A 21175-nucleotide genomic window follows, 5' to 3' on the forward strand; every position below is an offset into this window, starting at 1 on the left:
TCATAATAATAAATTATCCTTTACTGATAGATATTTTTAACCTTGGATTTTTGTATTTCATTATTTCGATTTTTTTATTAGAGGTTATATTCGTATAAATCTGTGTTGTTGTTATGCTTGAATGTCCCAATATTTGTTGTATATGTCTGGAATCAACATCATTTTCTAATAAGAGTGTTGCAAATGTATGTCTAAACATATGAGGTGTTATATTCATTGGTATACTTGCTTTCTTACAAATTTTTTTAATCATATTTCTAACTGACTGATCTGACAATTTATTATTAATTCTATTTACAAAGAAATATTCTTTCATTTCTAACCCAAATAATTTCTCATATTGTTTTATTTCTTTCCATAGATTTTCATTATATACAGGTAATATTCTCTCTTTATTACCTTTCCCGTAAATTCTGATCGTTCTTTCACTATAGGAAATTTGTTCTCTTCTTAAGTCACATAACTCACTAATTCTTATTCCGGTGCTTATTAATATTTCTAATATTATAATATCTCTAGAAAGTACTTTATATTTATATATATTTTTATTAGCATTATCTCTTTCATCATATAAATATTTAAATAAGTTTTCTAAATAAACTATAGGTATTGTTTTGGGTAAAATAACAGGTTCCTTTAGTCTTAACCTTATTTTTGTAAAAGGATTATATTCTAATAAATCCTCATATGTAAGATATGAGAAAAATGCTTTCAAAGTAGCTATCTTTCTTTTAATTGTTTTCACTCTATACCCCTTAGTATGTAACATCTCTATGTATTTACATAATATATCTTTTTTATAATAATTTTCTTCCTTATCCAAAAATACTATGTATTGTTTTAGGTCTAGTTTATAAGACTTTACTGTTTTATAGTTTAAATTATTTTGCTTTTCACATACTTTTAAATATTCATCTACCAAATTTTCTAAATTCATATCTTTTCTCCTAGTAAAATATATTTACTCAAAATGATACCATATTATTTCTTAATTTGAGCGACTTTTAAAATAATGATATAACATAAATTATAAATAATACTTAATCAGGAGATTTCTCACAAGGAATGTATTTTAAAATCAGACCTATAAATTAAGTTTTTTACTTAATTTTACAGGTCTTTTGTTTTGCATATTTTTAATAAGATGATTTTTTATGACTAACAGATATAGAAATAATTGAATATATTTGATACTTTCAGATGATCAACTTGAAATTTTAAAGAAAAAATACAAGCTTTCAGATTGTAACACTTTAAGGCAATTTAGATAATTATATGATGGAGAACAAATAATGGCTGTTACAAAAATACTCCAATAAAAAACATACTTTATTTAGCCTTGGATTGTATTATGAATTAGGATAAAACAGTTAAAAAAATACTGATACTATCTTTTGTTGCGATCCACAAACTGCTCATTTAGAATTTAAGTAAACCAAAAAAAAAATGCAATTCTAATACAAAAATTTTATCAAGACATCTAATTCAATATTTCGCTACTTGAAAAAGCTCGCTAGAACAGGCACATCAAATTTGAATAGATCTATGCAAGAAAGTTTTGCAAAGAAAGTATGAATATGTACTTACTGCTCATATCAACAATACAATCATATTCTATATACATGCATAAGGTACGAAGAAAATCCATTTTAGCAAATGGTAGAATAGCAGTTTAATATCTAAGGTTAATAACTAACTTAGAGATGAAATCCAAAGAAGACAATAGCTCATTATTAAATTTATAAGTTGGATAGATATAATCCTACAACTGAATGCAAGACCTAAAGTTGATATGAGGATAAAGTCTAAACTAATTGAATACCGATCTTAGGAACTTTTGTGGCAGTCATAACGAAAGATATCTATATACGTTATATTGAGTTTAAGATTAGATATCAAAGTAATGAATTATGTAAAAGATAATAACCTATCTGTTATTGACGAATAATATGAAGCTTACAAAAGAAAATATAAAACTGCTGGTAAATCTTGGTATTACTATGACCAAAACAAGAAAAGAAATTCTTGGAAGTCTAAACTGCAATTTGATATAGATAGAACTATTAATAAGTCTAAATCGTGGGAAGAATTTTTAGAAAATATGAAATCTCTTGATTATGAAATTAAGTTTGGTAAACACATTGCTTTTCGCCATAAAGATAAGCAAAGATTTACAAGAGCAAAGACTATCAAAAAAGATTATACAAAAGAGAAAATCAAAGAAAAAATAGGTTTAGCTATTAGAAATAAAGCTAACCCTATTAAAAAACGAGTAGGAAATATTATTGATATATGATTTGTACCCATAAAACTGGACACAATATTTAATCATTTACAGACCCGACTTTCTTTTACAATTCAAAAATCTCATCTGCAACTTCGTTTAAAAACTCAATGTCATGAGAAACTATAAGAATTATTTTATCCTTATTTCTATATTTTTTTATTAGCTCAGATATTTTTTCCATATTGGAATAATCCATACCACTTGTAGGTTCGTCAAAAAAGACAAATGGAGAATCCTTACACATAACAGATGCTATTGCAAGTCTTTGCTTTTGTCCTCCTGATAAACTCATAGGATGTCTTTCAATAAATTCGTCCAGGCCTAAATCTTTTAAGATGATTTTCGCCTTTTCTTCATCAAAATTCTTTACTCCAAGGCTAAGCTCTTTGAATACTTCATCTGTGAATAATTGATGATTTACGTCTTGCATAACAAGTGAAGAGTTTTTGAGTCTTCCTTTTTTAGATAGCTTCTCTCCCTTAAAATAAATTTCTTCTTTCGATTTTTTCTCAAGACCAATTAAACATCTTAATAGACTTGATTTTCCTCGTCCGTTGGATCCTATTATGCCATAAATTTTACCAAGCTTAAAAGAAATGTTTTTTACACTTAAACAATCATCATCAGTAAATTTATAGCTAAGATTTTTTATCTGATACTCTCCATCATCTTTTAGATAAGTAACTTCTAATTTGCATAATTCTTTATCTCTTAAACTTAAAGCGTTCAATTCATTTTTATCAAACTTTAAAAATTCACTTCTTGCATAAGTTTTTTTAAGCTTGCCTTTATCTATTAAAAATACACGATCAACCATGTCCATCAAATAATAAATTCTATGCTCAGCTACAATTATGCTTATGCCCTTTTCTTTTAATATCTTTAGCATCTTTGTCAAAACACTTATGCTTTTAATATCCAAATTTGAAGAAGGTTCATCCATAACTATGATCTTTGTGCCCGCTATATAAGAAGCGGCAATGCAAAGTATTTGTTTCTCACCGCCGGATAGATTAAATATATTTCTATTCAAAAGATTTTTTATAGGAAATATTTCAAGCATATCACTTAAACGCCTGTCCATCTCTTCCCTTGCAAGACCAATATTTTCCAAATAAAATAATAATTCTAATGTAGTATTAACATTAAAGAAATATGTCTTAGGATTTTGAAAAACAGTTGAGACAAGCATTGAGATTTGATAAAGTTCCAAATCTTTTATATTTTTACCATCAATAATTATTTCGCCCTTTGTCTTTGCGTTATCATACCTTACAGCTAGTCCGTTGATGGAATTTATTATAGATGACTTACCACTTCCACTTTTTCCTGTTAATAGCACGCACTCTCCCTCGGCTACCAATAGTGATATATCGTCTAATATATGTTCTTTTCCATAATCAAGACTTAGATTTTTAACTTCTACCATATTAAGCCTCCTACAACAAGCCCCATAATGATTAAAACATAAACAAAATCAATTAGCTGTATCTTTACACGGATATATCTAGTCTTAGCAATTGGATTTTCTATTGCCTTTGTTTCCGCCGCTTTTGCAATGTCATCTGCTATGTTCGAAGATATAATTAGTAGTGGCACAGAAACATATTCAAGATATTTGACTGGATTTTTAAAATTTATTCCTCTTACTTTCATAGCCATTTTAATGTTTTTCTTCTCCTCCCTAAAAGATGGGAAAAATCTAAACATAACCGCAATAGGTATAGATACATTCTTTGAGATCTTAATCTTATCCATCGATGAAATTATTGTACCTACATCAGAGGTCTTTATCATGAAGCTTGCCGCCATAAATGGTAAAATAAACATTCTAATTACAATAGGTATACTAAAAAACATCTTAACTATAGGGTTTAATTCAGATAACACCATAAAATTAGGCAAGGAGTAAAGTATCCCACATAAAATAATCCATTTGAAAAGTGTTTTTTTGTATCCATTCAAATAAAGCAAAATACCAATAAGACAAACAATCGCTAGCTCAAAACGGATGTTTATGCTATGCATAACAGTTAAGCCTGCGATAAATACGACTAATATCTTAGAGATCGGATTGGGATTAAAGGGAGCATTTGAAGAAAAGGTAGGCATTATACAATGCCTGCTTTTTCAAAGTGTTTCTTCAACAGAGCCTTTCCTATATATGCCCCAATAATTCCTCCTAAGAAAGCACCTAAGGCTACTAAAGCCATGTGAGGATAAGTTATTAACTTTTCTAATACATCAACATAATCTTTTCCCATCATCATCAAAGACATCTCCATATATTTTTCTTTTGCTAAAAGCATTTGCATTAAAGAGCTACATATCCATGTGCTGAAGATTGCATAAGATATCATATTATATTTAAATGACTTATAGTTTCCAATTTTTCTAATTAACTCTGCTATTATCATAACGATAAGCGATAGAACTACAACTACGTAGGTATGTCCAGCAGCAAACATCACAAGTGGTGATATCATGCCGAATATAAATAGTGCCCATGGTTTTTGAACCTTAGTCATAAATAACATAACAACAGTTCCTGCAACTATGGCTAATACTGTCGGGTATATTAAAAACAATATCGGAATCATTCCCATCATACCAATTCCAAACATCAAGACGAAATAAATTACGCCAAAAACACCGATGCTTACTAAATCTTTTACTTTTAATTTTTTATTGTCCATTTTAATCCCCTCAATAAATAAATTCTTCTGCCATTTTTGTTTTTTCTATTAAATTCTTGTAAACTTTTGATTTTTGTAAAAGCTCTTCATGTTTGCCTTCACATTCTACTTTTCCGTTTTCAAGAACTACTATCTTGTCAGCATTTTCTATGGATTTCATTCTGTGTGAAATGATGACAACAGTTTTATCTTTAATTAAATTATTTAAAGACTCTTGAATTTTTTTCTCATTGTCAACATCAAGGCTTGCTGCTATCTCGTCTAAGATCAATATCGGTGCATCTTTTAAGAAGGCTCTGGCTATTGATAATCTCTGTCTTTCTCCGCCTGATAGCTCAGCACCGTTCTCACCAATAACTGTATCGAAACCCTTGTCCATTTTTTCTATAAAATCTGTGCAGTTTGCAAGTTTTGCTGCTCTTTTTACTTCTTCGTCGCTTGCATCTTGCTTTCCGATTCTAATATTTTCCATAACGCTTTGATTAAAGAGAACTACATCTTGGAAAACAATAGACACCTTATCAAAAAGGGATTCTGTTGATATTTCTTTTATATCTTTGCCATCGATTAAAATTTGTCCTTCATCATAATCATAAAGTCTTGATATAAGTTTCAATATAGTTGTTTTACCGCATCCGCTTGCACCTACCAAAGCGGTGACTTCTCCCTGTTTAGCCTTAAAACTTACGCCTTCTAATACTTTTTCATCTTTATTGTAAGCAAATTCAACATTTTTTAAATCAATATCAAATTTTTTTAGTTCATAGTCATCGCCTTCTTGTAAATCTTGATTTTCAATTTCTTTTAGTCTTTCAATTTTTGGCGATAAATAAAATATCTCCATCAGTCCTTCTTTAGATGCATCTAGAGAGTCTTTTAACTTCATAGCAGCTAGCAAATATCCTACAAGGTAGAGAGCACTTATCTCTTTATTAATAATTAGATTTACGCCAACAAATATTACGACAGCAAGGGAAATAAAACTAAATATTGAAGATATAGACATAGTTAAAATATTTACTAACTCTGTCTTTAAGTGCACTTTTTCACTTTTATCCATTTTTTCATACAGCTTTTCTTTCATTTCCTCTGATAAGCCATAGGCTTTAATCTCCATCTGCATTTCGATATTTTCTTGAAAGCTTTCTGAGTTTTCTCTCAAGGCGTCATAATATCTTTTTTGTCCCTTAACTGAATGTTTTTTAGACAAGGGTATGAATATAAAGCTTAATATTGTTGGGATAATTACAGCTAAACCCATCTTGACATTGCTCACTAGCATCATGATGGATATTAGTGGGAAGAAGAGTGCCATGCCGCCCACCTTTGGTATTGAGTGACTCATTGCATGCTCTATACCTTCAATATCAGCCATAATTGTTTGCGCTAGGTCTGAAATGTCATGTTTAGAAAAGTAAGATAGAGGTAATTTTGATAAATTCTCCGCTGTCCTTATTCTTAAATCTGCACTTTCTTGATAGGTTGTGCTATATAATTTATCGTATTCTATAGAAAGCAAAATATACATTGCTATCATGGTCAAAACTGAGAATACTATATAAAAGCCCTTGCTTTTACCCATATTTTCCAAAACTTCCTGAGCAAAAATCATTAGTAATATTGCAGGAAGCATGTTTATACAATAAACGAAAAATGAGGACAGTGTTGCTTTACTTAAATTTCTTGCTCCTTTATCTGTAAGAGCAAATCTTTTTTTATAAAACTCCTTCATTTGAAACCCTCCATTCATTCGCACTGTTAAACATCTCTTGCAGTCTCTTATAGCTTGTATCTCTTGACATTAATTTTTTGTCAGAGCCTCTTTCTATAATTTTCCCACTATCCATAACAAGTATTTCATCAAGATCTTTAATTGTAGATAGCCTGTGTGCAATCATGATGACTGTTTTATCCTTCATAAGATTTTTGAAAGCTTTTTGCAATTCAAACTCGTTATCCGGATCAATAGATGCTGAGGCTTCGTCCATAATAATAATTTTGGAATCTTTTAAAATCGCTCTAGCAATTGCAATTCTTTGTTTTTCTCCACCAGATAAGTAAACTCCTTTTGAGCCTATTACAGTATTTTCTCTTTCTGGAAATTTATCTAATATTAGATTACATCCAGCTAATTTTAAAGCTATCATAACATCATCTTTTGTAGCTTCTTTATTTGCTAAAGCAACATTGTCATAAATGCTCTTCTTAAATAATTTTGAGTCTTGAAAAACAAAGGAGATAGCTTTAATTAAGGCTTCGTCAGAATATTCAGATATTGGAATCCCACCTATCTTTATCCTTCCTTCATTAACATTGTAAAAACCTGATATAAGTTTTGCTACTGTTGATTTGCCTGATCCAGATGAACCGACTAGTGCATAGGACTTTCCTTCTTCTAATTTAAAGGATAAATTTTCAATAACAGCCTTATCATTGTAAGCAAAGCTAACATTGTCAAAGTCTATATTATAATTTTTAAAATTATTGACATTACCATGCACTAATTTGTCTTTTTGCATATCCTTGTAAAGCGCCTCTAAAGTATCTACTGCATAATTTCCTTGAGAAATATACATGGAGTACCACATCATTCTCATAAATGAAACAAAGAGAACTCCCGATAAAAATAAAATCATGATAAGCTCAAGTAAAATCACCTTGGCGCTAGCTAAGCTTGTCATAAAATAAACTATAGGAATAATTAAAATTGCAATCAAACCAAAAAATAACCATTGATACAAAACATAAGGCTTTTTACAAGATAGGGAATAATCATAAGCATATTTTGAGTAATCTTTTATCGCCTTATAAAAGCTTTTAAATGACTCTACATTTGCTCTAAATATTTTTACAACTTGCATTCCTCTTACGTATTCAACAGTTTCAGCACTTAGTTTAGATAGGGCTTCTTGGTATATCTTCATAAATTTTTGCTCGCCCATCATTGCCCCTAAAATTAATCCGCCAATTATTGTAAGAGCAAGTAAAGTGATTCCAACCCTTATACTTACTATAAAGCCAAGTGCAAGTATAAGCACGGGTGTAACTATTGCCTGAGAGCTATCGGGTATCATGTGGGCTACAACCTGATGTGTTTGTGCGGCATTATCATCTATAATCTTTCTTATTTGACCAGATGGATTTAAATCAAAGAACCTAAAACTTGCTTTCTCTAAGCCATCAATCCCCCTTTTTCTTAAATTTGTTTCAAGCCTAAATCCCAATACGTGAGAAAACATTCCTGAAACAAAATAAAATATCGCTCCACTTGTTAGTGTAATAACAGATTTTAATGCTAAGCTCTCTGCACCTGATAAATTTGAATTAATTATTAACTTATCTAGAAATTTGTAGATTAAATAATATCCATATACTGTAAGTGCAGCAGATATAGCAGAAAAAACTATAGCTAAAACCCCAAGATATTTTTTATCCTGTACATAAGCAAATAGTTTTTTGTAAATCTTCATAATCATATCTCCTTTCTTTGATGTTCCTTTTAGATATAAATTTTCTTAGTTGATAATAACTATCATTGCTTTTCTATTATACATCGGCTATAATTAATAATACAATAGTTTTGAATTAATAAAGCTAATTGGAATATTGTCTAAAAGGGATATGTGAATTATGAGTTACTATGATTTTGTAAAAGATTATATGAAAGTAGATGAATGTAAAAACAATAAGAAGTATTCAAGTGCAGGGCACACTTTTTGTTGGAATAAAAATGATTCAAATTATGCAGATGGTCTATATTGGTTTTATGAAGGAGATGAATTTATTATTGATGTCCATGATTTTTATATCAGAGAGGAAGTGATTCAAAATAGTACCTATAGTATGGCAGACTATGTTTCAATTTATTCAAGTTACATTGTCAGTGCAAACGGAGAAAAGTTTAGTCCATATCAAACTATTACCGCAAACTCTTTATGTACTTTTGATTTTGATAATATAAAAGATGACTTTCTATTTTTATTACACGAGAATTCTTATTATCTTGCTGTTTCTATAGGCTTTAAAAGAGAACTTTTAGAAAAACACCTATTATCGATTAACATTAATCCAGAATCTTTTTATTCGACCTTACTTCAAACTAATCAAATTATACTTACAAAGGCCTTAGAAAAAGTGGCAATGGAAATATTAAATTGTAAGATGAACTCTCCTGCCGCTGATTTTTTCTTTAAAGCCAAAGCAAATGAATGGGTAAGTATAGTAATAGATACCTACTTAAATAGAAAAAAATATAAAATTGAATCTGATGATAATAAAGCACTTGAAGATGTAGTAAGATTCTTGGATGATCATTTCGCTATGAATGTAAATCAAGAAACCCTTGAAAAAATATCTAAAATGAGCGGAACAAAATTAAAAAATTTGTTCAAAGAAAAATATGGTCAAAGCATTACAGAATACACCCAAAGAAAAAGAATGAATGTAGCTGAAACTCTTATCTTAAATACCGAACTACCTATAAAGGAAATTGCAGAATCTGTTGGATACACATCCCATAGCAAATTTTCCATTTATTACAAAAGATATAAAGGAAAACTTCCTAGTGATGTTCGTAATTTAGCTTGCAAGGATCATAATTTAAAATGCGATTATTGTGATTAAACTAATTTTTCTATTTATATGCATTTATTTTATATGATTTTATATATTTGTGTGGTCTGAATAAATTTGATTTAAAAAATGGACAAAAAAATTAAGGAAGTCCGAAGAGGGGCTGTAAATAATTTTGTGTCCAGTTTTATGGGTACACATCAATCTCAGGATTTAGGTTGACACACAAAATTATTTACAGATACAAACTTTTCTTTTAAAAGAAATTTTAACCCTATTTTTAATTTTCCCCTCCTAAACAATATAATTTCAAAATGTTTTTAAATCTATATTATAATTTTATTAATATTTTGTTAATTTTTTATTATAGTAAGAAAGTAAAGTCCATAATATTGTGCTAGTAAATTTTACACAAAATTATGGACTTGACATAAACTTAGTACTCTAAAAAAATAATATATATTTATCTAAATTAATTAATACCTACTAAAGTATTTTTTCTGCAAGTAAAATTGTTCCGCCTGATCTTTCTACTTCTTTGATAATCTTAAAGCCATTCTTTTTCCAAAAAGCTTTTGACTGAGGATTTGCCTTGTCAATGCCTAAGCGAACTTTTGATTTTCCTATTTTTTTAACATAATCTAGAACACTTCCAATAATTTCAGATCCGATACCTTGACCTTGGTATAAAATATTTACCATAAAAAAGCCAATAAAACAAGTTTCTTCGTCTGGATAAGCATCTAAAATATCTAAAACAGCAACTAAAAGTTCATTTTTGAAAAATCCTAAATAATATTTATTATCTTCATTTACTCCTTAAGGTCTTAGGTAAAGGTCTCTTAAGATTTGTTCTCTACTTATTTCTGCCTGGCAGTAACGATAATATAACTTATTTCCTTGGCACAATCTGTATATGGTTTCAATATCATTTTCTGTAAGTTTTTCAACATTATAAGTTTTACTCATATTTTTTATAGTTAACATTTTATCACCTTGAATTCTTCCTCTTTAAATGAAAATTATCTTCTCATCAATTCCACAACTAGCAAATTGAAATACTCTTATCCGAAGGCTTTGCATTGAGAATCTGGATGAGGCTAAAATTATTTTAGCACAAATCAATGATTATAAGCTAATTAATAGTTATAATACTCAGTGCCAACGATGAAATTATATATTCTTTCTCATCTTATTAACCTAGCTAATCTTTCGTCTTAATTTTCTGTATTTTGAAATTTTTTACTTGTTAAATGTGTAAATGATAACTCTTTTACATCTTTTTCAGGATATATTTATATTCAGGTTTTCGTCTATATATTAATTTATTATGTTATAATTAAATCAAATATAAAAGGAGGTTCTCATGGACAAAATTTTGATTGGTAATGGGAATAAGGAAAATTATATTCTTTTAAATAAAATAAATAGACACGGACTGATCAGCGGTGCTACTGGAACTGGAAAAACCGTAACTCTAAAGGTGCTTACGGAAGGTCTCTCTGACGCTGGAGTTCCGACCATTCTAGCGGATGTGAAGGGCGATCTTGCAAATATTTCAAAGCCTGGCAAGATGAATGACAAATTAAATTCAAGGCTTGAAGAACTTGGTATTTCTAATTTTGATTTTAAAAATTATCCTGTAAATATGTGGGATATCTACGGTGAAAAAGGAATTCCACTTAGGGTTACTGTTTCAGAGATGGGGCCTCTTATGCTCGCAAATATTTTAGACCTAAACGATACGCAGGCTGGGGTTTTAAATATTATTTTCAAAGTTGCCGACAGTGAGGGTCTTCTATTAATCGATTTAAAGGATCTTAAACAGATGATAAATTTTGTCGGTGAAAATAGAGACGAGATTAGTAGGACTTACGGCAATGTGGCTAGTCAAAGTCTCTCTGCAATTTCTAGAAAGCTTTTGTTTATTGAAGATGCCGGAGGAGATTTATTCTTTGGAGAGCCTGCGATAAACATCGGCGATTTTATTAGAACAGATCCAAGTGGTAAGGGTGTTGTAAATATTTTAAATGCTACGAAATTGATCTCAAATCCACTTCTCTACTCCATGCTTCTCCTATACTTGCTTTCAGAAATCTATGAAAACTTCCCAGAACTTGGAGATTTGGACAAACCTAAGCTTGTATTTTTCTTTGACGAAGCGCATTTACTATTTAACAACACACCAAAAGTTTTACAAGACAAGATTATCCAAGTCGTTCGTCTCGTGCGCAGTAAAGGAGTGGGCGTCTTCTTCATCACACAAAATCCTCTCGACATACCAGAATCCGTTTCATCACAACTTTCCAACAGAATCGTCCATCAACTAAGGGCTTATTCTCCAAAGGAACTAAAGGCGATAAACGCTATTGCAGACACATTTAGACAAGATGAATCCATGGATATAAAAGAAGAAATCATAAATCTTAGGACCGGAGAAGCATTGGTTTCATTTGCCGATGAAAGTGGTGCACCAACTGTGGCAGACAAGGCACTGATTCTTCCACCGCACTCATCCTTTTCAACACTAACTGATGAGGAGTACAAAGACTTGGTTGATTCTTCTCCACTTTATACAAAGTACAAGGATCCTATCGACAGAGAATCCGCCTACGAAATTCTTTTAGAAAGAATTGAAAGAGAAAAGTTGAAAGCTGAAAAAGAAAAAATAGACGCCGAAAGACAGAAAGAACTTGATGCTCAAAAAAAAGAATTCGAAAAAGCACAAAAATCCAGCCGCAGACAAAAGACTTACGTCGATAAGGGCATCGACTCCATGCTCGGCACCATTACGAGAACCATTGGTCGTGAAATCGCAAGAGGCCTCCTAGGTTCCATTAAAAAAAGACGATAAGATAAAAAGGCAGGAACAAAGTCCTGCCTTAATATATTTTCTTAATTCTTAAATGTGTTTGATATTTTCTAATAATAATTTTTTCATCTCAAATTTGAAATTTCTGCAATATCTATCTCACAGCCACAACTCATCGATATCTATCTAGAAACTCAACCCTAGCGATTTCTCGGTTGACCTATCCGTGGATAAATTTCTGAAAATCATTAAATAACCAAATGAAAAATTTTCAAGATTTCCTAAAAATCTCAGTACTACTTGGTTTTTACAATTATTTTTCTTTAAGTTTTGATACAAACACTACACTCTCCACATGGCTGGAGTGATTAGTATGGATAAAATTTAATTTTTTTCAAAAGCCTCGTATGTGGAAATATGTCCAATTAGTATTCATCTTATGATCTATTATATCATTCTTAAGCGCAGAAAAAACAGCCCATAAAAGAGCTGTTTAGGTTATTATTTTCTTGTTTTAGTTACATTACTTATATTAGATGACCTACAAACATGGCTATAGGCAGTAATAAGATTAACATAATATTCAACACTATAAATAATCTGTCCTTTACCTTTACCCCCAAATATTGAACCTATTAGTCCAATAATTGGGCAGACAAACATTGATGTGAGTCCAGTTGGTCTTATACTGGTATAGCTTTCAAACATATCGACTGGAAGTAGGTAAGAAGGAGCAAAAATTGCGATTCCAACTACAAATAATTTTTTACTTTTTTCTTAATATACTTCTCTTACTTTGAAATTATATTGTTCGAATTAAATCTATGGTCGGTCTGTCTAAAATTCTCTTTAAAGAAAAATGATAGATGATTAGGTTAATACCATAGACGACTAGTGAGAATCCTAGGAAGCTTTTGTAGTCATAATATTTTATTAAAGTACTCATTCTTAAATCAGAAGCGATTATCGATATTATAAACATAACTCCTAAGCTAACCATAATAGAAATTATAAAGGATTTTACCTGTTCTCCAATAAATTCTTTTTGATAAATACTCTTTAACTCATCCACATCCATACCACATGAGTAGAGACTTCCGATTTCTTTTTTTCTGCTCATAAGACTTAAATTAATGGATGAGTATCCATTGGTGATATTTAGTACAAAGATGATTGATGCAATTCCTATTACAATTTTTATTAGACTTTTCAAATCATTATATTCATTTTTTGCGGTCTCCTCACCTGTTGTGATATTAAAGCGATCTTCTGGTGAGATTTTACTTCTAATCATGGCCTCTACATATTCTTTTACATCTTTGGTATCAGAATCTTTTATCTTCATATTTAAAGTATAGGCATATTCCGTATACATCTCATCACCTGCTTCTTCCATAAGTTTAAAATAAGTGTCAAAATCTGTATAAACTTTTACATCAAAAGGCATTGTTCTTGACTTATATTTTCCCAAATCTGTTATTGTCTTTGAAATTTTAATAGTCTTCTTATAATCATTTTCAAAGTTAATGTCTAAAGTCTGTGGGTTTTCATAATATGGAATTCTCTTTGCCTTTGCTATTGGAATAGAAGAATCTTCTTGAATTGTATTGTAGAGTACAAATTCACCCTTCTTTCCTCCAAGTTCTTTTAAGTCTTTTTCTTCCAAGGCGATGATAAATCCATCCATACCCTTTGCCTTATATTTTTTAATATTCTTTCTCGCTTCTTCATCTAATCCAGCTGCCTTTGCTTTTTTTGAGAATTCATTTGTATTTTCCACTTGAACATATTTATCTTTTGAAATATAAGACTTCTCGTTAGGAATTTTATCTACAATTTCTTTTAATATTTTTGGGACTTGGTTATTTTCACTAAAATAGTCCACGGAAAAATTATAGCCAGCATCGTAATGCGAAAAATCTCTGTAATATGTTGAGATGCCTATGATGATTATAAAAACCGAAATTATAATTATCCCTATTGCAGAAATATATCGTTGTGATTTTATTGAAGCTAAGTTGTTGAGCTTTAATTCCTTCCAAAAATCTTTGGCTCTTTTCTTCTTTGATTTTGAAAAATCTATATTTCCTCTTATGCCGTCTATAATATTTATTTTAGAAATCTTTTTCGCAGGGGATTTAATGGCTAATGCCACAATCACAAAGGAAACTACAAGTATTGCCAAACTTAATAAGGGATTAAATTGCATCACTTCAAAGGCACTTACTCCTTCACCTATTGTTATGTTTTTATACAAACAATACATAAAGAAAAATCCTACGAGATGTCCTAAGAGTATTGGAATTGCAGTTGTAACAAGTCCTTCCTTTAGAAGTAAGAGATAAATTTGTCCATTGGTAGATCCTATGGACTTATAAATAGAAAGCTCTCTAATCTTCCTAAGCCCCCAAACCCAAAAGATGTTTTTAATAAAAAACACAAAGATCGCTATACATCCAAGAACTGATAGAACAAGAACAGCCTGGCTCATTATATTTTGTAAGGGTTCGTTTTCCACTCCGTAATAATTTATGAGACTTTCGGAAAATTCTAAATTAACATTTTTACCAAGTGTATTATTTATTTCACTTTGTATCTTATTTCTATTCTTATAAGCTTCTTCAAAAGAATTAAACTTTAATAAAGGTTCTGAAGGTGGTAATTTTATCTTGTAGCCCAAGAGCAAAACTTAGTCTACTGTACTTGTTGTAGACATCTCCGTAAACACCAACTAAAGTAAAGCTTTTAGAGCCTTGTCTCTCAAATTTTTCCCTGTCAGTATTTGCACTTGTGGGACCTATCTCTTCGCCATTTAAAAACCTTTTGCCCAAATCAAGTTCTAGCTTGTCGCCTATTTTAAGTTTGTTTTTCTCTACAAGGCTTTTAGATAGTACAATCTCATCTTCCTTTTCAGCAAATCTGCCTTCAATAAGTCTTGAATACTCCCTCATCTTATTGATTGCTTCGTCTTGGTAGTTAATAACTACTAAATCGTCAGCAAGTTTTCCATTATCAGAATTAAGAGACATTTTTCCGACCAAATCTATATCTTCAATGGACTTTAGTTTTTCAACATCTTCATTTGAAAGTTCTTCTCTAATCTCTCCATGATAAAAGCTTGAAGCCATGTAATAACCATAGTTAGCCTTCATATTTGTATATCCGTAATAAAAAACCACAGTAAAAAACAGACTTACAATAAATAATGAGATGAAAATAGGAAAATTCTTCTTATTCATGTTTCTCATCTCCTACAATTTTTCCATCGACTATTGTAATAATTCGATTTGCTTGTAAGGCTATTTCTTCGTCATGGGTGATTAGGATAATCGTCTGTTTTAAAGTCTTGTTAAAATATTTAAAAATTTCAATTATTTCCTTAGAATTTTTTCTATCCAAATTACCTGTTGGTTCATCCGCTAATATTATAGATGGATTGTAGATAAGACTTCTAGCTATGGCAACTCTTTGCTGCTGACCTCCTGAAAGCTCACTTGGAAAAGAGTCAAGTTTACTTTCTATACCCAGTTTTTTTACTATATCTGAAAATTCATCTTGATTTATTTTTCTTTTATCAAGTTTTAATGGAAGTTCTATATTGTGACGAACCGTTAAGTTGGGAATCAAATTATAAAATTGATAGATTAGTCCGACTTTTCTTCTTCTAAAGTAGGCTAATTCCTTTGAAGAATACTTTGAGATGTCGTTACCATCTATATAAACTTTGCCATCATCTGGACTATCTACTCCTCCTATGATATGCAAAAGTGTAGATTTGCCAGACCCACTTGGTCCAACAATAGCGACAAATTCGCCTCTTTCTATTGTAAGGTCAACTCCATCTAGGGCCACTACCTTGGAATTACCCTCGCCGTATTCTTTTCTTAAATTTTCTACTTTTAAAATTTCCATACTTGCCTCCTTTTTCTTATGTCAAGGTAAGCATATAAAAGTAAAGTGATTTTTAGGTGACATTGTAAAATTTTATTTCAAATCTTGCTCCACAATCTATATTTGAAACAGAAATATCCCCGTTGTTTTTCTCGACAATTGTCTTTGCCATAGCAAGGCCAATTCCAAAACCATTTGAGTCGGGCGTTTTATAGAATCGTTTAAAGATTTTTTTTATATTCTCTTTTTCTATTCCACCGCCATTGTCTTCAATAATTAAGCTTGTATAGAGTGGATTTTTGTATGATGAAAGCACAATTTTGTCACAAGTCGGTCTATTAACAGCATTCTTTATAATATTGATGATAGCTTCTGCCAGCCAATAAAAATCTCCACAAATACTATTTTCCTTTAAACTCTTCCTTCTTTCTACACTAGTAGATCTCTTTAAGTCTAAGCTATCTAAAGCATAATCTACTAATTCATCCAAACGAATTTGTTCTTCTTTCATTAAATCTTTATTTGCATCAAGGCTTGATAGTTTGAGTAAAATATCTGATAAAGAGTTTAATCTTAAGAGTTGTCTTTTTAAAATCTCTATATCTCTACTATCTGGATAGTCCAACTCTAAATTTTCTATAGAAAAAATCATAGAAGTAATTGGAGTTTTTATCTGATGGGCAATATCTTCTAGGTATTCTATTTGCTTTTCACTATTTCTAGTGCTTGTCTCTTTGGCTTCTACTATTTCTATAAAAAGCTTATAAATTTTATCTTCCAAAATTGAAAAATCATCTTGCTTCATAGGAATTTTGTAGTCCTGATTTTTCATATTTTCTATCAGATCTATAAGCTCATTTATTCTATTTTTCTTTCTTGATTCTAAAAAATAATAAAGAAGTAAAAGACTTATTATCCAAAATATATATAGCATCTCAATCCATCCTATATCCGATTCCTCTGACAGTAGTAATAACTTCTCTATCAATTTTTTCTCTTATTCTCTTAATAGTTGATGTGAGAGTATTGTCATTTACAAACTTATCCCTATCTTCCCAAAACATTTCTAAAAGTTGGCTTCTTGTGAAAACCCTGTGAGGATTTTTGATAAATAAGACTAGGATTTCATATTCAAGTGAAGTTAGCTCTATTTGCTTACCTTTAAAATAAACTTTTGAATCATTTAAATCTATTTTGATATCCTTGTGAGTAATTTTTTTGTCTTGACTTAGAGGTATTGTTCTTAAAACCGCATCAATTCTTGCTCTTAATATTGCAAGGGAAAATGGTTTAGTTAAATAGTCGTCTGCTCCTTGATCAAGGGCTTTAACTATAAAATCTTCATCATTTTTTACAGTTGTTACAATAACTCTTATGTCCTTATCTTTTAATCTCTCTATCAAATGCTGACCATCTTTATCTGGTAGATTTATGTCCAATAGTGCCACATCCATATCTACATTCATCTTATAGGTCGCTTCGTAAAAAGACGATGCAATCTCTACATCATAACCATTATTAACCAAATACTTTTCCATTTGTAACGCTATCTCTTTATTATCTTCTATGATTAAAATATTTTTCATTCTTATCCTCTTAATTGAATTTTAATAGTCATATTCACAGTATACCATTAATAATATAGTAAATTAAACAAAATTAATTGTAATATAAAATTAATAAAAAAGACCTACCATCTCTTTGAGAAGAACTTCCTGGTCCAGAAATTTTAAAACATGGAAATAATATCAAGTGGACAACTGATGAGAAATTAGAAATAGTAAGCAAAGTGCTAGCAGGAAAACAATAAGGTCTGTAGCAATTGAAATCGGTATTAATCCCGGACAACTTTATTCATGGGTTAACAATTACAAAATTTATGGATATATATGAGATTTATGCTTTAATACCTCAATTCCATGTGTTTCTACTAAATTATTCCATCTTCTTATGTAGTTACGGAAGTAATATTTGTTGATACCTCTAGGTGTATCAGACCATTACCTTGTTTATATAATTCTATACAGTTTTTTTTAAACTCATAGATATATTTCATAAAAATACCCTCCTTACTGATTTGTCCAGTAAAGAGGGTACATATCATGTCAGGATTTAGGTTGATACACAAAATTATTTACAGACCCAACTCCATTTGATTTATTTATGCACGAACTTAGTTTGGTTTAGGTGTCGCAATATTATTTGCAATTCATCATTTATTTAACCTATTACTTGCACTATATATGGCTCTTTTAATTTTCCTACAATGAAAGTTATCCCTTCTGATTTTTCAATATTTCTATTCATAAGCTTTTTTTGTCTAACCAGTGCATGTGTACATGAGTTCCCAAAACAACAATCTTTATAAATTCCGCCCTTTGCAAATGTTTCAAATATTGATGATAATTCACTATCTTCAATATCTTCATTGCTTATATAAAAATCAGAAAACACATAGGCTGCATTTTCATTTTTTGTACCACTAACAGTTTCAGGCATAAGTTCAGTTCGATAATTCAACATTTTTCTCGTTCTTGGTAAAATTCGTTCATAAATATTTTGAATTTTTTTCCTAATAGATTATATATGAGATAATCTTTGCCTGAAATATTTTTTATTTTTTCTTTTTTATTTATTAGGTTAATGTTGTAAGTTGAATCTTTGTATTGGTTTTTTATATATGGGATAATTTTTTCGTCTTTTATTTTTATATTTAAAAGTATTTCTTTTTCGTTTGCTCTTATTGTGATTCTTTTAGGGTATTTTGATATTTTTTGTAATATCGTTTGTGATTTCTTCTATCTGGCTACTTCCATCACCCGTTATGGCTTTTTAAATATTCTTTTTTATTATTTCTTTTAATTTAATGCTTTTAGATATCTCTGCGTTTAGAGCTGTAGACAATACTTGAAAGTGTGTATTTGCTTGAATTAATTCTTCTCTTTCCTTTGCCATTTACCATATTAGATCGTCTATCCATTTCTTCTTTGACTCGCATAAATATTTCTTTAGATATAATAGAAAAATAGCTTTTAAGATTTCTTTAAAATATCCTAAAAGCCACCTGCTTCAACACTTTTATATCTTGTTATTTTATTTCATTGGCATCAATACCATACTCTCAAGCGTTTTAAAGTATAGAAAACCATTTATTTTACCACGATTGAATGGGCCTTGATATTACACTAAAAATAACATGGGGAATAGTACAATACATCTGACTATATCCCGTCTTTGTTAATTTTATTGTAACTCTTAATGAGTATCGTCTTTTTCTGATTGTTCTTGCACAAATTTGATTCTATTTTGAATATATTCTTTCTCTTTTTCTGTTGCAACTTCTTCTAATTGTTTAAATAAAACAATACATTCATTTCGTTTACCTAACACATTAAATGCAGTTGCAATATTGAGATACCATATCATTTCATCCTGCATTTCTTTAGGTTTCGTATCTATTGCAAGAAGTTTCTCTAAAAAGAGTTCTCCGTTTTTATTTTCTTGATATTCTTTTACAATATCGTTATTCAGTTTTCTGAATTGACGTCCTCTAAGCATTAAAACAAAGAATACAGTAAAGAGATAAACAATACTAATAACGGCAATACCACCAACGATAACGCCTAAAAAGCCAATTGTTGATTTTACATAGGGAGCTATGTTCACATAAATAAATAGCAGTACCGCCCAAAATAGCAAGGCCAATCGGATAAGCCATTTATCTCTTTTTTCATATATTGCTCTTTTATTTTTTAGATTTTCGGGTTCGTAAATCATTTTATTTCACTCCTTTATTGCCACATCAATCAGAATTTGTTTTACTGAGTTCTACAAACTGGAATTTGAATTATTGATTATTTTAAGAAAATTTTTAGAAATTTATCAGTGTTAACTTTCCTCTGATTATAGCTTTCTATTTTGCTCTAACAGCATCAATTCTTCATCTGTTAATACGTTACCATTCATTGTTATTTTCCTCCTCCGTTGGGGAACTAAAATATTACTTTTTATGGTACTTTCATCAAACAGATCATCACTATAGTTTTACCACATATTATTTTTATAATATACAAAAAATATATATAATTAAAAATGCTACGATCAATACCCTGAATATGTTATAGGTCATTAAATTCATCCGCGTCGAATTAAAAACTTTGTATACTCTCTTGCAATTATTGTCATAATGATAATTGCAAAATAAACAAATTTCTCCAATAATCCACTCACTTTTTCAAAATGAATAAATTATTGATTTATTTCTTCGTTAAACAATATTACTTGATTTTATCTTCTACATATATCATAAATGCTAGTAATTTTTTTGTTCATTCTGCACTTCTATCATCTAAACAGTACATCTTTTTGATTTGCTTATATTTTGCTTTAATTTCAGCACTTGTCAAATCCAGCTATATTTTAACACTTATGTGTTTATCGACATCAAGTTTAGACAAAAGTGCTACCGTCTCCACGTGGCTTGAGTGGTCAGTATGGATAAAATTGTAATTTTTTCAAAAGCCTTGTATGTGGGAACATGTTAATCAATAAGCATCTTATAATTATTATATCATTTTAGAACTAAGAAAAAACAGCCCTCAAAAGAGCTGTTTAGATTATTATTTTCTTGTTTTAGTCGCATTACTTATATTAGATGACCTACAAACATTGCTATAGGCAGTAATAAGATTAACATAATATTCAATACTATAAATAATCTGTCCTTTTCCTTTACCCCAAATATTAAACCTATTAATCCAATAATTGGGCAGACAAACATTGATGTGAGTCCAGTTGGTCTTAGACTGTGGTACAGCTATAAAATATATCTACTGGAAGTAGGTAAGAAATGACAAATATTACGAGTCCAAGTAGAAATATCTTCTTGCTTAAATTTTCTTTCATAAAACCTCCTCT

At 30.0% G+C, this 21175-nt stretch carries 14 protein-coding genes and 6 pseudogenes; 3 read left to right on the forward strand and 17 right to left on the reverse strand.

Going from position 1 to position 21175, the window contains the following annotated elements; genetic code table 11:
• Positions 1-13 precede the first annotated feature (13 nt).
• Complete coding sequence (locus HGAG_RS03370) at positions 14-937, reverse strand: tyrosine-type recombinase/integrase (RefSeq protein ID WP_019117918.1); 924 nt, start codon at positions 935-937, stop codon at positions 14-16.
• Positions 938-1884: 947 nt separating this feature from the next.
• On the opposite strand from HGAG_RS03370, the pseudogene HGAG_RS11255 reads away from it, so the two are divergent.
• Positions 1885-2293, forward strand: a pseudogene (locus HGAG_RS11255) (relaxase family protein); the annotation flags it as partial.
• 58 nt (positions 2294-2351) lie between these two features.
• Here the strand turns inward: HGAG_RS11255 and HGAG_RS03380 are convergent.
• From HGAG_RS03380 to HGAG_RS03400, 5 genes are read right to left on the reverse strand one after another with little or no spacing between them, the layout of a single operon-like run.
• Complete coding sequence (locus HGAG_RS03380; protein WP_019117920.1) at positions 2352-3716, reverse strand: ABC transporter ATP-binding protein; 1365 nt, start codon at positions 3714-3716, stop codon at positions 2352-2354.
• Positions 3710-4399, reverse strand: coding sequence for an energy-coupling factor transporter transmembrane component T family protein (locus HGAG_RS03385; RefSeq protein WP_019117921.1), 690 nt, complete (start codon positions 4397-4399; stop codon positions 3710-3712). The genes HGAG_RS03380 and HGAG_RS03385 overlap by 7 nt, the downstream gene beginning before the upstream one ends.
• Positions 4399-4983 carry an MptD family putative ECF transporter S component gene (locus HGAG_RS03390; RefSeq protein ID WP_019117922.1) on the reverse strand — a complete coding sequence of 195 codons (585 nt, stop codon included), beginning with the start codon at positions 4981-4983 and terminating at the stop codon, positions 4399-4401. The genes HGAG_RS03385 and HGAG_RS03390 overlap by 1 nt, the downstream gene beginning before the upstream one ends.
• A gap of 10 nt (positions 4984-4993) precedes the next feature.
• Positions 4994-6715 carry an ABC transporter ATP-binding protein gene (locus HGAG_RS03395; RefSeq protein WP_019117923.1) on the reverse strand — a complete coding sequence of 574 codons (1722 nt, stop codon included), beginning with the start codon at positions 6713-6715 and terminating at the stop codon, positions 4994-4996.
• Positions 6699-8453: an ABC transporter ATP-binding protein gene (locus HGAG_RS03400; RefSeq protein ID WP_019117924.1), complete on the reverse strand. Its 1755-nt coding sequence runs from the start codon at positions 8451-8453 to the stop codon at positions 6699-6701. Before HGAG_RS03400 ends, HGAG_RS03395 begins: the two co-directional genes overlap by 17 nt.
• Before the next feature lie 160 nt (positions 8454-8613).
• Between HGAG_RS03400 and HGAG_RS03405 the strand changes: the two genes are divergently transcribed.
• On the forward strand, positions 8614-9606 hold the full coding sequence (locus HGAG_RS03405; protein WP_019117925.1) for a helix-turn-helix domain-containing protein: 993 nt from the start codon (positions 8614-8616) through the stop codon (positions 9604-9606).
• Between the two features lie 435 nt (positions 9607-10041).
• On the opposite strand, the pseudogene HGAG_RS11930 reads toward HGAG_RS03405, so the two are convergent.
• Positions 10042-10350: pseudogene (locus tag HGAG_RS11930) on the reverse strand (GNAT family N-acetyltransferase); the annotation flags it as partial.
• A gap of 571 nt (positions 10351-10921) precedes the next feature.
• On the opposite strand from HGAG_RS11930, the gene HGAG_RS03415 reads away from it, so the two are divergent.
• The gene (locus tag HGAG_RS03415) at positions 10922-12409 is read left to right on the forward strand and encodes a helicase HerA-like domain-containing protein (protein WP_019117928.1); all 1488 of its coding nucleotides are present in this window, start codon (positions 10922-10924) and stop codon (positions 12407-12409) included.
• 485 nt (positions 12410-12894) lie between these two features.
• Here the strand turns inward: HGAG_RS03415 and HGAG_RS11935 are convergent.
• The 10 genes and pseudogenes from HGAG_RS11935 to HGAG_RS10525 all read right to left on the reverse strand — a co-directional run bounded on the left by HGAG_RS11935 (position 12895) and on the right by HGAG_RS10525 (position 21163).
• Positions 12895-13075: pseudogene (locus HGAG_RS11935) on the reverse strand (hypothetical protein).
• A 94-nt stretch (positions 13076-13169) separates the two neighbouring features.
• A pseudogene (locus HGAG_RS10520) lies at positions 13170-15606 on the reverse strand (ABC transporter permease).
• Positions 15599-16279 carry an ABC transporter ATP-binding protein gene (locus HGAG_RS03425; protein ID WP_019117929.1) on the reverse strand — a complete coding sequence of 227 codons (681 nt, stop codon included), beginning with the start codon at positions 16277-16279 and terminating at the stop codon, positions 15599-15601. The pseudogene HGAG_RS10520 and the gene HGAG_RS03425 overlap by 8 nt, the downstream one beginning before the upstream one ends.
• 52 nt (positions 16280-16331) lie before the next feature.
• The gene (locus tag HGAG_RS03430; protein ID WP_019117930.1) at positions 16332-17192 is read right to left on the reverse strand and encodes a sensor histidine kinase; all 861 of its coding nucleotides are present in this window, start codon (positions 17190-17192) and stop codon (positions 16332-16334) included.
• A 1-nt stretch (position 17193) separates the two neighbouring features.
• On the reverse strand, positions 17194-17844 hold the full coding sequence (locus HGAG_RS03435) for a response regulator transcription factor (protein WP_019117931.1): 651 nt from the start codon (positions 17842-17844) through the stop codon (positions 17194-17196).
• Positions 17845-18478: 634 nt separating this feature from the next.
• Positions 18479-18781: a hypothetical protein gene (locus HGAG_RS03445; protein WP_019117933.1), complete on the reverse strand. Its 303-nt coding sequence runs from the start codon at positions 18779-18781 to the stop codon at positions 18479-18481.
• Between the two features lie 309 nt (positions 18782-19090).
• Positions 19091-19213: a hypothetical protein gene (locus HGAG_RS12290; RefSeq protein ID WP_019117934.1), complete on the reverse strand. Its 123-nt coding sequence runs from the start codon at positions 19211-19213 to the stop codon at positions 19091-19093.
• 300 nt (positions 19214-19513) lie between these two features.
• Positions 19514-20035, reverse strand: coding sequence for a hypothetical protein (locus HGAG_RS03455; RefSeq protein ID WP_019117935.1), 522 nt, complete (start codon positions 20033-20035; stop codon positions 19514-19516).
• A gap of 638 nt (positions 20036-20673) precedes the next feature.
• Positions 20674-20736, reverse strand: a pseudogene (locus tag HGAG_RS12480) (23S rRNA methyltransferase); the annotation flags it as partial.
• A 167-nt stretch (positions 20737-20903) separates the two neighbouring features.
• Positions 20904-21163: pseudogene (locus tag HGAG_RS10525) on the reverse strand (hypothetical protein).
• Positions 21164-21175: the final 12 nt, after the last annotated feature.

The organism is Anaerococcus obesiensis ph10 (genome assembly GCF_000311745.1).
Lineage (GTDB): Bacteria > Bacillota > Clostridia > Tissierellales > Peptoniphilaceae > Anaerococcus > Anaerococcus vaginalis.

Coding starts and splice junctions, on each gene's coding strand:
- HGAG_RS03370 (WP_019117918.1), bottom strand. CDS start 937: ATGAATTTAGAAAATTTGGTAGATGAATATTTAAAAGTATGTGAAAAG.
- HGAG_RS03380 (WP_019117920.1), bottom strand. CDS start 3,716: ATGGTAGAAGTTAAAAATCTAAGTCTTGATTATGGAAAAGAACATATA.
- HGAG_RS03385 (WP_019117921.1), bottom strand. CDS start 4,399: ATGCCTACCTTTTCTTCAAATGCTCCCTTTAATCCCAATCCGATCTCT.
- HGAG_RS03390 (WP_019117922.1), bottom strand. CDS start 4,983: ATGGACAATAAAAAATTAAAAGTAAAAGATTTAGTAAGCATCGGTGTT.
- HGAG_RS03395 (WP_019117923.1), bottom strand. CDS start 6,715: ATGAAGGAGTTTTATAAAAAAAGATTTGCTCTTACAGATAAAGGAGCA.
- HGAG_RS03400 (WP_019117924.1), bottom strand. CDS start 8,453: ATGAAGATTTACAAAAAACTATTTGCTTATGTACAGGATAAAAAATAT.
- HGAG_RS03405 (WP_019117925.1), top strand. CDS start 8,614: ATGAGTTACTATGATTTTGTAAAAGATTATATGAAAGTAGATGAATGT.
- HGAG_RS03415 (WP_019117928.1), top strand. CDS start 10,922: ATGGACAAAATTTTGATTGGTAATGGGAATAAGGAAAATTATATTCTT.
- HGAG_RS03425 (WP_019117929.1), bottom strand. CDS start 16,279: ATGGAAATTTTAAAAGTAGAAAATTTAAGAAAAGAATACGGCGAGGGT.
- HGAG_RS03430 (WP_019117930.1), bottom strand. CDS start 17,192: ATGCTATATATATTTTGGATAATAAGTCTTTTACTTCTTTATTATTTT.
- HGAG_RS03435 (WP_019117931.1), bottom strand. CDS start 17,844: ATGAAAAATATTTTAATCATAGAAGATAATAAAGAGATAGCGTTACAA.
- HGAG_RS03445 (WP_019117933.1), bottom strand. CDS start 18,781: ATGTTGAATTATCGAACTGAACTTATGCCTGAAACTGTTAGTGGTACA.
- HGAG_RS12290 (WP_019117934.1), bottom strand. CDS start 19,213: ATGGCAAAGGAAAGAGAAGAATTAATTCAAGCAAATACACACTTTCAA.
- HGAG_RS03455 (WP_019117935.1), bottom strand. CDS start 20,035: ATGATTTACGAACCCGAAAATCTAAAAAATAAAAGAGCAATATATGAA.